Annotated in this window: 13 protein-coding genes; 1 reads left to right on the top strand and 12 read right to left on the bottom strand. The window is 42.3% G+C overall.

What is annotated here, in order from left to right:
• Window positions 1–33: 33 nt before the first annotated feature.
• The 5 genes from iscX to IEV61_RS09055 form a co-directional block, all read right to left on the bottom strand.
• The gene (gene iscX, locus IEV61_RS09075; RefSeq protein ID WP_188415869.1) at window positions 34–276 is read right to left on the bottom strand and encodes a Fe-S cluster assembly protein IscX; all 243 of its coding nucleotides are present in this window, start codon (window positions 274–276) and stop codon (window positions 34–36) included.
• Window positions 277–375: 99 nt separating this feature from the next.
• The gene (locus IEV61_RS09070; protein ID WP_188415867.1) at window positions 376–708 is read right to left on the bottom strand and encodes a 2Fe-2S iron-sulfur cluster-binding protein; all 333 of its coding nucleotides are present in this window, start codon (window positions 706–708) and stop codon (window positions 376–378) included.
• A gap of 19 nt (window positions 709–727) precedes the next feature.
• Complete coding sequence (locus IEV61_RS09065; RefSeq protein ID WP_188415865.1) at window positions 728–1,510, bottom strand: Rossmann-like and DUF2520 domain-containing protein; 783 nt, start codon at window positions 1,508–1,510, stop codon at window positions 728–730.
• A gap of 73 nt (window positions 1,511–1,583) precedes the next feature.
• Window positions 1,584–4,049 (bottom strand): cytochrome c biogenesis protein CcsA, encoded by a 2,466-nt coding sequence (gene ccsA, locus IEV61_RS09060; protein WP_188415862.1) that lies wholly within the window; start codon window positions 4,047–4,049, stop codon window positions 1,584–1,586.
• A 4-nt stretch (window positions 4,050–4,053) separates the two neighbouring features.
• Complete coding sequence (locus tag IEV61_RS09055; protein WP_188415854.1) at window positions 4,054–4,470, bottom strand: cytochrome c maturation protein CcmE domain-containing protein; 417 nt, start codon at window positions 4,468–4,470, stop codon at window positions 4,054–4,056.
• 166 nt (window positions 4,471–4,636) lie between these two features.
• Between IEV61_RS09055 and IEV61_RS09050 the strand changes: the two genes are divergently transcribed.
• Window positions 4,637–5,596 (top strand): ligand-gated ion channel, encoded by a 960-nt coding sequence (locus IEV61_RS09050; protein WP_188415847.1) that lies wholly within the window; start codon window positions 4,637–4,639, stop codon window positions 5,594–5,596.
• 62 nt (window positions 5,597–5,658) lie between these two features.
• Here IEV61_RS09050 and IEV61_RS09045 read toward each other — a convergent pair whose 3' ends face one another.
• The 7 genes from IEV61_RS09045 to IEV61_RS09015 form a co-directional block, all read right to left on the bottom strand.
• Window positions 5,659–6,195: a hypothetical protein gene (locus IEV61_RS09045; protein WP_188415845.1), complete on the bottom strand. Its 537-nt coding sequence runs from the start codon at window positions 6,193–6,195 to the stop codon at window positions 5,659–5,661.
• A gap of 64 nt (window positions 6,196–6,259) precedes the next feature.
• Window positions 6,260–7,693: a Glu/Leu/Phe/Val family dehydrogenase gene (locus tag IEV61_RS09040; RefSeq protein ID WP_188415844.1), complete on the bottom strand. Its 1,434-nt coding sequence runs from the start codon at window positions 7,691–7,693 to the stop codon at window positions 6,260–6,262.
• An 87-nt stretch (window positions 7,694–7,780) separates the two neighbouring features.
• A complete protein-coding gene (locus IEV61_RS09035; RefSeq protein ID WP_188415843.1) occupies window positions 7,781–7,987 on the bottom strand; it encodes a CcmD family protein in 207 nt (68 codons plus the stop codon).
• Window positions 7,988–7,991: 4 nt separating this feature from the next.
• Window positions 7,992–8,693 carry a cytochrome c biogenesis protein CcsA gene (ccsA, locus tag IEV61_RS09030; RefSeq protein ID WP_262890598.1) on the bottom strand — a complete coding sequence of 234 codons (702 nt, stop codon included), beginning with the start codon at window positions 8,691–8,693 and terminating at the stop codon, window positions 7,992–7,994.
• Window positions 8,694–8,730: 37 nt separating this feature from the next.
• A complete protein-coding gene (locus tag IEV61_RS09025) occupies window positions 8,731–9,957 on the bottom strand; it encodes a carboxypeptidase-like regulatory domain-containing protein (protein ID WP_188415838.1) in 1,227 nt (408 codons plus the stop codon).
• A gap of 150 nt (window positions 9,958–10,107) precedes the next feature.
• A complete protein-coding gene (locus tag IEV61_RS09020) occupies window positions 10,108–10,791 on the bottom strand; it encodes a heme exporter protein CcmB (protein WP_188415837.1) in 684 nt (227 codons plus the stop codon).
• A gap of 100 nt (window positions 10,792–10,891) precedes the next feature.
• Window positions 10,892–12,847 (bottom strand): hybrid sensor histidine kinase/response regulator, encoded by a 1,956-nt coding sequence (locus tag IEV61_RS09015; protein WP_188415836.1) that lies wholly within the window; start codon window positions 12,845–12,847, stop codon window positions 10,892–10,894.
• Window positions 12,848–12,853 lie beyond the last annotated feature (6 nt).

Raw genomic sequence — 12,853 nt, 5'->3', positions numbered from 1 at the left:
TTAAGGAATTAATTCAATTAATCCTACTAAAAATTATTGATTATCACGCCATTCGTATACCCAGGCCGATTGGATCTGCTCCAGGTGACCTTCGTTAACTTCCTCGCGCTTACCGGAAAAATGCGGGATAGTTAAAACCCAGTCGGTCAGATCGGTAAAACGGATGCGGTATATTTTCGATTCATTAAAATCATCACCAAACTTTTCATAAAGTCCCATAGCAATGTCTTCGTAATCGTTCCAGTGTATCGGTAGCGCAAATTTATCGTCGTTCATGTTGTTGTTAGTTGTCTGTGTTCGGTTTTCTTTTGTCTGCTATTTCACTTTCAGTGTCTGCTGATTCCGGCAACTGAAAACCGGCAACAGACAACTGAATTAGTGTCCCATAAACTGCGACTGGTCGGGTATAATAACCTCAATGTCGCCATCGATGATCACACACTGGCAGCCCAGGCGCGAGGTAATACGCGGATTGATAGCGCGGTCAATAAAATCTTCTTCCTTGTCTGATATTTCCTGGATGTTATCCATGCCTTTGGTTACGTATACATGGCAGGTACTGCAACCGCAAACACCACCGCAATTGTGCTGCAGATCAATACCGTTTTCGAGGCATACATCCAGTACCGATTCGCCTTCGGCAATCGCTAATTCAACCGGCGCATGGTCCGCTTCTTCGAAGGTTATTTTAACTTTAAAAATGTCCATTTTGGCAAAAGTAACAAAATTACTCAACGCTATGTTTACCATCATCCATTTTGATGATAGCCTGACTTAACAGGGTGTAAATATTTTGCATTAACTCGTTGTTATGTAGCAACTGCAAATGGGCCTCCATTGTTTTATGATCGTGCCTTATGGCAGGCCCGGTTTGCATACCGGAGGGCAATTGTTGCTCTACCTTATGTGCAGTTTCTATAATGAGCGGCCTCAATAAGTTAAAATCGAGCCCGTGACCGGCTAACAACTGCTGTGAGGCATGATACAGGTAGTTTGGAAAGTTGCAGGCAAACACAGCAGCTAAATGCAATATTTTACGTTGGTCAGAATTTACGTACTGCACATTATTACTGATGGTTTGAGCCAGTTGCCGTAACATTATCGACAGATCTTCGTAAGCACCTTCAATACACATGGGCACCTGCCTAAAATCTACCTCGCGGGTTTTGCTAAAGGTTTGCAGCGGATAAAACACGCCTGCGTGTTCCGTATATTTTAATAAAACCTTTAAGGCTGTGGCACCCGAGGTATGCGCAATGGGCTTTTGATGCACTGCCAATGCAGCAGCAACTTCGTCAATGGCATCATCTTTTACGCTGATAATGAATAAGTCGGTATCAGCGTGAATATCCTTTAAATTAATAATGGGCTCGGCTTTAATATGGTAAGCCAGCAAGGCAGCGTTATGAGCATTGGGGCTGTATACCTGCACAATGTGGTGACCAGCATTTTTAAGGGCAGCACCTAAGTGAGTGGCCACATTGCCCGAGCCTATGAGGGTTATACGCATATTGTCTTTGTTGGTAAAAACAAACAGCCTGCATATGTTTCTATATGCAGGCTGTTTAATTATGTGATTATTATTATACCACTTTCAATTCCTTCGATCTCCTGAATATCGACATTACAAAACCTATCACCATAATGATAGTACCTGCCCAAAAGAAGTTGATGTAAGGGAAGTTGATAGCACGCATTACAATGTAAGCCTTAGAGCGCTCGGGCTGCTGATATAGGGTGATCTCAAATTTATTTTCCTGCGGAATGATCTTGGAGAAACGCAGCTTTAAACCTGCATCATCTACCTTACGCGGAAAATCAAAACTGTTACCGCCCTTGATCATGAATACCGGTTCGGCAGTGTACTTAATATCGTGTGATACAATTTCGAGCACTGCACCAACGGCCACATCGTTACCTGTTAACGGTATATTTTGAAGCTTTGGTTGTTTGTTCAAACTACGCAGAATCACATATCCTTCGCGGTAACGAATGGTATCGCCCACGGCAACCTGGTAAGGCACAGGCGGTTCATAGTTCTTATCATCGTTAGCTTCGTGCTCGTGGCTGTCGCCTGTTGTACCTGCTGTCATGTTCTCCTCTTCCTTGATAGGCGCAGCGGTAATGTGCGTATACAGATCGTGCAACAGGTAATGCTTGGTATCGGGCGATGAAACCAGTCCGAATTTGGCATTAGCCTGCGAGTTTGGCTTTAAAATAAAGTGCTCGGTAACCTTGCCTGCAGCATCGTACCTTTTATAATCTACCTTAAAGTAATGGTTAGGCGCTACTAACGAGTCGCCAATGTAGGTTACTTTATAATCGCCCATTTGTACAGGCTGATTCTTGTAAAGCATGATGTTTTCACGGGCATCACCAGCTTTCTCAAAACCTTTAACCTGTATAACACCTGTTTCGTTTTGTGATACCACTTTACTGGTACCGGCGGCAATTAAGGCGCCCACTAATAGCAATGCGAACCCTATGTGAGCCACAGCCGATCCGGCGAGTTTGATCTTACCTTTTAATGCTTCTGATAGTATTTTAGAATTAGCGAGCACGCCGTAAACCGCACCAAACATGGCCAGCATAAATACAAACTTAAGTTTGTACAAGCCGGTAATGTAAATAATAAGGCCAGTAACCAGGGCAGAAACCACCATATAAACCAGCGTGGTAATAAAGAAACGGGTAGTATCGGTTTTTTTGTATTTCAGAAACTGGGTGAAACCCATAAACAGCGTTACCACGAATGCAAAGCCGGCCTGAAAAATATTATATAAAGTAATGGGATTGGTAGGTGGCGCTATATGCGTTTTAAACATCGCATTCCAAACGGGTATAGAGGTTACTACCACTAACTGTAAGCAAGACAAACCTAAGAAAGCCGAACCTACGAACATCCAAAACTCGCGCGAATAAGTTTCTTCTTCTTTTTTATTGATAGGCAGTTCTTTCCAACGCCAAATGAGCAAGCCCACCATAATGGCAAAAAACACCAGCACATCAATAACCAAATGCCAAAACATGCCCAAATCGGTAAAGGCGTGTACCGAGGTTTCGCCCAAAATACCGCTACGGGTCATGAACGATGCATAAAGCACCAAAACGAAGCTTAACAGGGTTAGTAACGTAGCCGTAAAGTAAGAATGACCTGAGTTTTTATAAACGATCATGACGTGCACGGCAGCAATCAAAACTAACCATGGAATCACAGAAGCATTTTCCACCGGGTCCCAGTTCCAGAAACCGCCAAAGTTTAACGATTCATAGGCCCAGAACGAGCCCATGATAATACCTGTACCCAAGATCATTACGGCGAACAAAGCATACGGAATAGCCGCAGCTATCCACTCTTTATACCTGCGCTGCCATAAACCGGCCACCGCATAAGCAAAAGGAATAATCATCGAAGCAAAACCAAGGAATAACGTTGGCGGGTGAATAACCATCCAGTAGTTTTGAAGCAACGGGTTTAAGCCATTACCATCCTTGATAAACTCAAGATAGCCAGGCTGACTAAATATAGGAGCTTCTATAGCGTTACGCAACAAAATGAAAGGCGAACTACCCACGCGGGCGCCAAACACTTCTACGCCGATCAGCATCGAACTTAACAACACCTGTGAAAGGCTTACTACCGTCATCACCGGTTTTTCCCACGACTTAGCTTTCCAAATCAGGATGTTACCTAAAACGGCTTGCCAAAAAGTCCATAGCCAAAAGCTACCCTCCTGCCCTTCCCAATAACTGGAAATGATGTAGTATACCGGCAACGTGCGCGATGAATGCGCCCAGGCATAATGGTATTCAAAGAGGTGGTTATAAATAATGTAGAAAAGGCAGGAGCCAATAGCCACTACCGAAATTGTATTTACATAAAAACTTAAGCGCCCTAAGCGAAACCAGGATTGGTCTAACTTATCGGCTTGGGTAGTAGCGAAGTAATAGCTAATGGTTGAAAGTAAGGCCGTACCAAAGGAAAGTATAATAAAAAACTGTCCAAGGTGCCCCGGCATGAGGTGCTCCCCTTTAAAAACTGTATCCATTCAATTAAATATTGGCTTGCTTGGTTGTAGCAGTAGCCTCGGTGGTTTCTATCTTATCCTGCGTGTATTTTGACGGGCATTTCATCAGTATTTTTGAAGCATGAAATTCCTTGCCGCGCATTTGTCCGGTTAATACAATTTGCTCCGAACGCTCAAAATCCTGTGGTTTAGTACCTGTAAAAACCACTTTGCACTCTTCGCCTTTATTATCGAGCATGTAAAAAGAAAAGTAATTGGCATCTTTGGTAGGCTCGTAATATAATTGCTTGCCTTTGTTTAAATGACCAACAATGTGCAGCTCGTCCTGCGTTTTTTCGGCATCATGGAAAGAGCCATAAGTACTTGTGTTTGAGTAAGTGCTGATAATTACGGCTATAGCTATAGCAATAACAACAATACCTAATATTGAACTTTTTTTCATGAAGATATTACCTGCTGTAAATCAATTTACAAAAATACAAAACGTAAAGCTAATACGGTTTATTACAAGCGATATATCTTATTTAGAATTATTCTTGATTAAAAAGCAACACATTTCAAAAATCATTACTAACTTAATGCGGTTATTAGTTAAGTCATTTACTGCTTTGAAACATCCTCTCCTACGTTACATTATTTTGCTCCTGCTCGCGGTAATATCGTTACAAGCCAAGGCCAAAGGCCCCGATACCGTACGCACCGGCGTTTACATTACCAGTATTCATGATATTAATTTTAAGGACAAAGAGTATACCGTTGATCTTTGGCTATGGCTCAAGTACAAAAATAAAGACTTTGATTTTGTAAAGAACCTGGAAGTACCCCAGGCTAAAACGGTAGAAAAATCTTTTTCTACCATTGATAGTGCCAATGGTAAGATTTACCTGTTGATGAAGCTGCAATGTGTCATGAAAGAGACTTGGGCCATTAACAACTTCCCGTTTGATAAGCAACGATTGCGGTTTTCTATCGAGAATTCGCAGTTTGACTCGGATGCCATGGTATTCGTGGCCGATACCCTTGGCCAGCACTTCGACCCAAGGTTTACGCTGCGCGGATGGAATATTGACAGCCTCAATATCAGCACCGGCATTAAGAAATATGAAACGGCCTTCGGCGATGAAAGCGTAGCCAAACCGCATACCGAATACAGCAATTACAAAGTACGGATGGTGATAGGCCGCGATGCCATGGGCTTGTTCTGGAAGGTTTTTCTGGGTATGTATGTAGCCTTCCTCATTGCCTACATGTGCTTCTATATCCATGTAGACAGTATTGATTCGAGGTTTGGTTTGAGCGTGGGTGCCCTGTTTGCCGTAATAGGTAATAAATATATCATAGACTCTGCCCTGCCCGAATCAACCACCTTTACACTGGTAGATATGCTGCATGGCTTAACGCTGCTGTTTATCCTGACCGTTATTATATCTACCTCTTACACCCTGATGCTGATTAAACGCAACCAGGTAGAAAAGGCCATGAAAATAGACTTCATTTGTGCACAAGTGTTGCTATGCAGTTATGTATTATTGAACGCTTTCTTTATCTGGTCGGCTAATCAGGCGTAAATGCTACGCAAAGAGTTCAAAGCGTGAACTCTTTTTAACGCTTCGTGAACACCTTTTTTTGATTACTTTGAAACTAATTGATAGGTGGTAATAACTTTATAACCCAAGCAACCGGTTTTAATGTTTAACAAAACATAATTACTTGCCACTACAAAGGCCGGTGCACGCGCCGACAATTTTTTATCAAAACCATCGTATTTAATGATCACATAAGGGCCAGCATTTCGTCCGGTGGAAATAGACTTTTTAATGATAGGCACTTTTACAATTTCCGATTTCACATCACCAAGATTAGTATTTAGCGCAAAAAAAATACTGCTGGAGGCGGCGGCCAATAGAGTGATCGACCCTAAATTTAATCTCAGCCCTTTGGGTAAAAGCAACGAAAATATAGTACCACATAATGCACCGGCAATTATCGCTTTAGGCAGGCTTATCAAAGTTTTAGCATAAGCGTTATCGGTGTATACGACTAAGCAAAGAAGCGCTAAAACAAACGCACCACCTAAAAGCACCCTTTTCTTTTGCAGCTTCTTGATCCGCCTTTCGGCGCTTTTGCTTCTTGAAGCGATTTGGGCTATACGATCTTGCTGATTCAAACTAAAAAAAATAGCGGTATACTATTAGTTACCGCTATTTATGATATTTGTTTGAAGTTATTACTTACGGCCAGATACCTAAGTTTTGGTAACTCACGGCAATCTTATTAATAGCACCCACAAAGGCAGCAGTACGCAAGGTATCAATGCCTGGGTTGTTCTTGTAAGTTTCACGAATTTCGTGGTAAGAACGGATCATGGTATCTTCTAAGCCTGAGTTAACCAATTCTAATTCTGAAGCTCCTTTAATGATGGTAGAGCGTTGCAACGGCGATAGAGCTACTCCGGTAATACCTTCAACCATATTTACTAAATTGAGGTTAGAGTTTTCTTCAAAACGACGGTTCATACGGCCGAATGATACGTGCGAAAGGTTTTTCAACCACTCGAAGTAAGATACGGTTACACCACCGGCATTAGCATACATATCAGGGATGATGATACCACCGTTAGCATAAAATACAGCTTCAGCTTCAGGAGTAGTTGGTCCGTTAGCACCTTCGGCAATAATTTTAGCCTGAAGACGGCCTACGTTCTCAATAGTGATTTGATTCTCTAACGCAGCAGGAACTAATATATCGCATGGCTGCTCTAAACCTTCGCCCGAGGTAGTAAATTCTTTAGTGGCACCGGCATAACCTAAGATAGAACCTGTTGCTTTACGGTGTTGGAAAACAGCGTCGAAATCTAATCCGTCTTCGTTGTAAATAGCACCTTCAAATTCGCACAAACCAACAATGGTTGCACCAAATTCGGTCAGGAATTTTGCAGAATAGTAACCTACGTTACCCAAGCCCTGCACAATTACTTTTTTACCATTAAGGCCGGCGGTTAAGCCAATTTTTTGCATATCCTCGCCTACGTTAACACACTCGCGCACGGCAATAGCCACACCACGACCAGTAGCCTCGCGGCGACCTGCAATACCGTGCAAGGCAATGGGTTTACCGGTAACGCAGCCTAAGGCATCGCCCTGGCCGGGGTTCATGGTAGCATAGGTATCGGCAATCCAGCTCATTTCGCGCTCGCCCGATCCGTAATCCGGTGCCGGAACGTCGATGCTTGGGCCGATGAAGTTCTTTTTAATTAACTCTACCGTGTAACGGCGGGTAATATTTTCTAACTCCTGTACGGTATAGTTTTTAGGATTGATCTTAATACCACCCTTAGCACCACCGAAAGGTACGTTTACGATAGCACACTTGTAGGTCATTAAAGCAGCTAAGGCCATTACCTCATCTTCGTTCACCATTTCGCTGTAACGGATACCGCCTTTGGTAGGCGACTGGTGATGCGAGTGTTCTACACGCCAGGCATCAATAACCTCGAAACCGTTACCTTTACGTATAGGAAAACGGAAACGGTATACACTATTGCATGATTTAATTTGATCTAATAAACCGGCATCGTGCTTGGTAAATTGAGCTGCGTGATCAAAGTATGTACACACATCGTTAAAGAAGTGTGTTTCCTGATCTGCTATGATTATGTTATCCATAATTTATTGATTGAGTAAATAATTGGTACAGTAATTTGCTTATAAGCGTTTAAGTTGATGATACAATAGTATTAAACGAAAAAAGTTCTAATCGTTGTGTTTTTCAAGTTTGGTTAAGCGTCTGTCTATTGTAAATAAATAGATGGCAAGCCCTATAAACACAATGGCAATGGTGCCCACCACCACATATATTTTACCCGAACTACGCATGGTATCGGCCATTTCTACATCCTGTGCAAAGGCAGATACGTATCCTGTTAAAAATATAACCAGGCAAACCAGTTTCTTGATCATGGTATTAGAGGGAATTTTGTTTGTTTTCAATTAAACGGATTCTGTAGCGTAAGGTTGCAATCCATAAGGCAATTATCATCCAGCCAATAAACGCGGGGTACAATACGGCACGCATTTCATTAGTCATGTCGTATTTACCAAAAGCCGGGTTACCACCGTTACCGGGGTGTAACGAATCTGTTAACCGCGGCAGGATAAACAGCAACACGATCATTATAGGAAAAGCAAATATGTTGTAGATAGCCGAAATACGGGCACGCTTTTGCTCTTCATCAATGGCATTACGCAGTACGAGGTAAGCACAGTATAGCAGGAAGGCAATGGCAGCACTGTTTTGCTTAGGATCGTTGCTCCAGTATTCGCCCCATGCATAACGGGCCCAAAGCATACCGCTAACTAAACCTAATACATAAAATATAATGCCGGTATTAACACATTCAATGGCGATTAGGTCATGCTCTTCCTTACCACTGGCCAGATACCTGATGCTATAAAATACGGATACACCGAAAACCAGGAACATAGCCATCCACATAGGAACATGGAAGTATACGTTGCGGATAGTTTCATGCAGAATAGGAAGCGCCGGTACAGTAAACAGAAAGCCGGCAATAATGGTATAAACTACCAATAATACCCCTAAAATTTTCCACCAGGCCTGATATATAAACTTCATATGTATTTGAACGCGGCAAAGGTATAACAAATTACTTTTAAATACTATGCTTACATAGCTTTTGTAGCTACGGGCGCATAGCCGATTGCCTTAAATATGGCGGCGTATAATCAGCCGATGGAACGTAATCTACGGGTAACAGTTCGGCTATTTTGTTTTTAGACCAAGTGCCCTCGTACAACGTACTCTGTGCCGAAACTACTGCCCCGTTAGCGTCGAACAACACGTAAGGCTTATATAAGGTGATGATGCTGGTTTCCCAATTTTCCATATCAAGCGGGCGGTAAACATCTTTAAAGTCTTGAAGTTCGCGTTTTTTGGTGTAGGTAACATACAGATATTCGGGGAAGGCAAGTGCATACAGGCCGGGCCGGTCTGTTTTTTGTACTACCTGCTCAGGCCTAAGTGGCAAGCGGTACAACGTTTCGTCGTACTTAGACATGTTGTATTTGTCCAGCCAGTAATTCATCGAGTCACGGTTAACGCTTTGAAACTTGTCAAGCTTACGTTGAATCAACTCTTCATCGGGCCGGTGAAGATTAGGCTTTCGGGCCAGTATGCGCATTACAAAACCATCTTGGTCAAACTTACCGTTAGCCAGCGAGCGGTAAAAATGCAGGTTCGATCCGTAATAGATGTCCTGCCGACGCTCTTCCCATTTCTTCTTCTGGCTTGCGCTGCCCGGCATTTCCTCGTACAATATCCTTCCCTGCCAAGAAATAATATTGTTTAGTTTATCACTCTTAAAAGATTTAAGCAGGAAACGAATACGGTAGCCCAGCGCCTTATTTTCGATGTTCACAAAATCGTAAGAGTAGGCTTCGAGTGTTTTTTTAGACTTGCGGTAAATAAGTGTCAGTTCGTGCGGGTTGGTTATTTTGCATTGCCTGGCATAGGCCGATGTGCCGAAGAACTCAGTTAAAAACATGGCATAATTACGTTTCCAGTCGGCATTGGTCATCACCACTACATCGCGTAGCTGCATAACCTGCGTTTTAAGCGTTGCATTGATGGTAATAACTTGGCTGCCCACTAAGACCTGCTGGTTATAATCTTCAAATCCCACGGCGGTCATCACCAAATCGTACTGACCGGCTTTGACCCCGCGTAGCGTAAAGGTGCCATCTTCGGCCGTAACAGTACCATAAGTGGCGTTGCTTAAAAATACGCTGACTTTTGGTACGGGTAATTTAGAGTCGGCATTAATTACTTTACCGGTTATGGTACCAGTGGTTTGAGCACTTGCAACGCCGGCAAAAAAGAAGGTTAAAAGAAAAACCAGGTATATACGCATGCCAAAATACAGCCTTATTTAACGTGACTAATTATGCTGTGTAAATGTAATATAATTGCGTAATTATTGATGTAAAATAGCAATTACCAGCTATCTATTTAACACTTCTTAGCATAAGGCAGCAAACACGTTACTTGCTTAAATAAGGTTTTAATCGCGCCAAAGGAAAGGGAAAAGTATAAGCGATATAGCAATAACAATTACATTGATGGCGCCGAGCACCGCAAAATTACCATAGGTAAGGCTGCGTTCTACCCCATCCATAGCGCTCTTGCTTATTTTTACCAGCAACATAATTACAGGGATGATAACAGGAAAGCTTAAAATAGCCATTAATGTACCGTTGTTTCCGGCTTTGGCGGCAATGGCCGAAACCATGGTAAATACCGTAGAAAAGGTAATACTACCGGCCAATACCACCAAAAAGTACCACCAGCCATCGCCCACGGTATTATTGAAGAAAAGCATGTACACCACTAAGGCCAACACGCTCAGTAAGCTCATGAGCAAAGTGTTGTATATAGTTTTAGATAAAATGATGGCTTGCGGACTGGCTATGGTATAATAGTAGAGTAGCCGGCTGCGGTTTTCCTGCAAAAAGCTTTTGGCAATAGCGTTAACAGAAGCAAATAGGATAATGATCCAAAACAGCACGTTCCACACTACAGCATAACCCTGGCTCTTTTCAAAGCCCGGTGTGAGGTTAAATGCAATGTAACAGACAAATACAGTTGAAACGATATAGAGCAATACGCCATTAAATGCATATTTTGATCTCCACTCCAGCAATATTTCTTTCTTGAGCAGATAACCTGTTTGGCGCAAAAGTTCCATCAGCGCAAATATAGCGTAATTTTAAATAGTGCCTTTGGCAGAATGCCGGGGGAATGATAGTCTTGGGTTGTGAAAATTTAGTATATGAAGTACGGTTTTGTTAGCCCAATAACTTAGTCTTTACCGCTTCGGCATCCAAAAGCTTTTTCATTTTTTCATGAAGCTGATAGGGCTGAAAAGGTTTGGCCAATACATCATTCATCCCGGCCGAAAGGGCCTGCTGCTGCTCATGATCAAACGTGGCCGCCGATAGCGAAATAATGGGTATACTTCTTTTGGGCTCGGTAAAGTTTACGCGGATGTTTTTAGCAGCCTGGTAACCATTCATTTCGGGCATGTGGGTATCCATCAAAATGAGGTCGAAATCTTTCGCTATCAGTTTATCTATCACCTTTTGTCCGTTGTCAACAATCTCTACGTTCACGTTCCAGTCTTTAAGCATCTTAGAAAGCATGAACTGGTTTACAAGGTTATCTTCGGCAACCAATACGTTCACCTCATTAAAAGGCTCCAGCGCGCGCAGCGAACTACTGTCGTTATCGCGCACTGTTTTGGGCTTATCAGTTACTGTGTACCAGTTAGTGAAATTAAATACACTTCCACTGCCCACCTGGCTGCTAACGGTTAGTTCACCGCCTTTTAGTTCAATGAGTTTTTTAACAATGGTTAGTCCTAAACCGGTGCCACCGTATTTCACAATGGTATCTTGCTCGGCCTGCTCAAAAGAGTCAAATATCTTGGTAAGCCTGTCAGATGGAATGCCTATGCCACTATCAATTACACTGAACTTGAGTTTAACGTTATCGTTAAGTTTTTGTACTGCAGAGAGCTGCAACTTTACATAGCCACGATCTGTAAACTTAATGGCATTGCTCAGCAAGTTCATCAATATCTGATTCAAACGCAGGGCATCAAACATTATAGTTTCAGGTACATCGGGCGCTATTTCGAGCATCAGCTCAACATTCTTTTCATCGGCCTTATATTTAAGCAGGTCAATAACAGACTTTACAACGCCTTTAAGATCATTGGGCTTGCGAATGATACTAAACTTGCCTGCCTCTATTTTAGAAATATCAAGTACATCGTTAATAACCCCTAATAACGATTGTGATGAAACCTCCAACAAGTCGATCACGTTTTTCTGCTGATCATCGAGCGTACTTTTGCGTAGCATGCTGGTGAGGCCAATAATGCCGTTAACAGGTGTGCGCAGCTCGTGGCTCATATTAGCCAAGAAGTTTTCTTTAATTTTTCTGGAATGCTCTGCTGCTTCTTTTGATTTGATAAGCTCCTGCTGATAGCTTTTTTGAGGCGATACATCACTAATGTTCAGGAACAAAGTTTTGTTACTGTAAGTGGTACGGCACTCTGCCCAAATGGTGCGCTTATCGAAGGTTTCAAACTGGTATTCCGACACTGCATAACTTAAATTGTTGTTCACAATTTCAGATAACTTTTTGCGGAATAGGGGTTGGCTGTCATCAGCAGCCAAATCAATGATACTGCGTTGCAGCAACTCAATGGGCTGGTAACCAAATATTTTAAATACGGCAGGATTAATTGATTGTATACGAAAGGTTTGCGCATCTACCGTTGTAATAACATCGGCCGAGTTTTTTACCATGATAGCATAGTTCTGCAACTCTTCGTTCTTTGCCCTGATTTCTTTTTGTGTTTGTGCTAACTGAATGAAAGCATCAACCTTGGCCGAAGTTATATAAGGATCGAGCGGTTTATAAAGATAATCTACCGCTCCGGTGCCAAAGCCTTTTACGGCATATTTGGCTTCTTTAGATATGGCGGTAACAAAAATAACAAGTATGTCTTTGGTACGCGGATTTGCTTTAAGCATTTCTACCAATTCAAAGCCATCTATATCAGGCATCTGCACGTCAACCAAAGCTACACTGATGGTGTTTTCCCAGGCAATGCGTAAAGCTTCATTTGGCGATGTGGTTGATAAGATGTTAATATCGTCGCGTTTAAGCAGTGCTTCCAGCGCAACTATATTTTCCTCCCTATCATCTACAACTAATATATTAATAACACTCATATTTTA

It is taken from the genome of Mucilaginibacter galii, from assembly GCF_014635825.1.
Classification (GTDB): domain Bacteria; phylum Bacteroidota; class Bacteroidia; order Sphingobacteriales; family Sphingobacteriaceae; genus Mucilaginibacter; species Mucilaginibacter galii.
The sequence above is the reverse complement of the archived record's forward strand: the minus strand, read 5'-3'. Positions and strand labels throughout refer to the sequence as shown.

Bases quoted from the DNA above. Each gene is read 5' to 3' on its own strand.
- iscX (WP_188415869.1), bottom strand. From the start codon at position 276: ATGAACGACGATAAATTTGCGCTACCGATACACTGGAACGATTACGAA.
- IEV61_RS09070 (WP_188415867.1), bottom strand. From the start codon at position 708: ATGGACATTTTTAAAGTTAAAATAACCTTCGAAGAAGCGGACCATGCG.
- IEV61_RS09065 (WP_188415865.1), bottom strand. From the start codon at position 1,510: ATGCGTATAACCCTCATAGGCTCGGGCAATGTGGCCACTCACTTAGGT.
- ccsA (WP_188415862.1), bottom strand. From the start codon at position 4,049: ATGGATACAGTTTTTAAAGGGGAGCACCTCATGCCGGGGCACCTTGGA.
- IEV61_RS09055 (WP_188415854.1), bottom strand. From the start codon at position 4,470: ATGAAAAAAAGTTCAATATTAGGTATTGTTGTTATTGCTATAGCTATA.
- IEV61_RS09040 (WP_188415844.1), bottom strand. From the start codon at position 7,693: ATGGATAACATAATCATAGCAGATCAGGAAACACACTTCTTTAACGAT.
- IEV61_RS09035 (WP_188415843.1), bottom strand. From the start codon at position 7,987: ATGATCAAGAAACTGGTTTGCCTGGTTATATTTTTAACAGGATACGTA.
- IEV61_RS09025 (WP_188415838.1), bottom strand. From the start codon at position 9,957: ATGCGTATATACCTGGTTTTTCTTTTAACCTTCTTTTTTGCCGGCGTT.
- IEV61_RS09020 (WP_188415837.1), bottom strand. From the start codon at position 10,791: ATGGAACTTTTGCGCCAAACAGGTTATCTGCTCAAGAAAGAAATATTG.
- IEV61_RS09015 (WP_188415836.1), bottom strand. From the start codon at position 12,847: ATGAGTGTTATTAATATATTAGTTGTAGATGATAGGGAGGAAAATATA.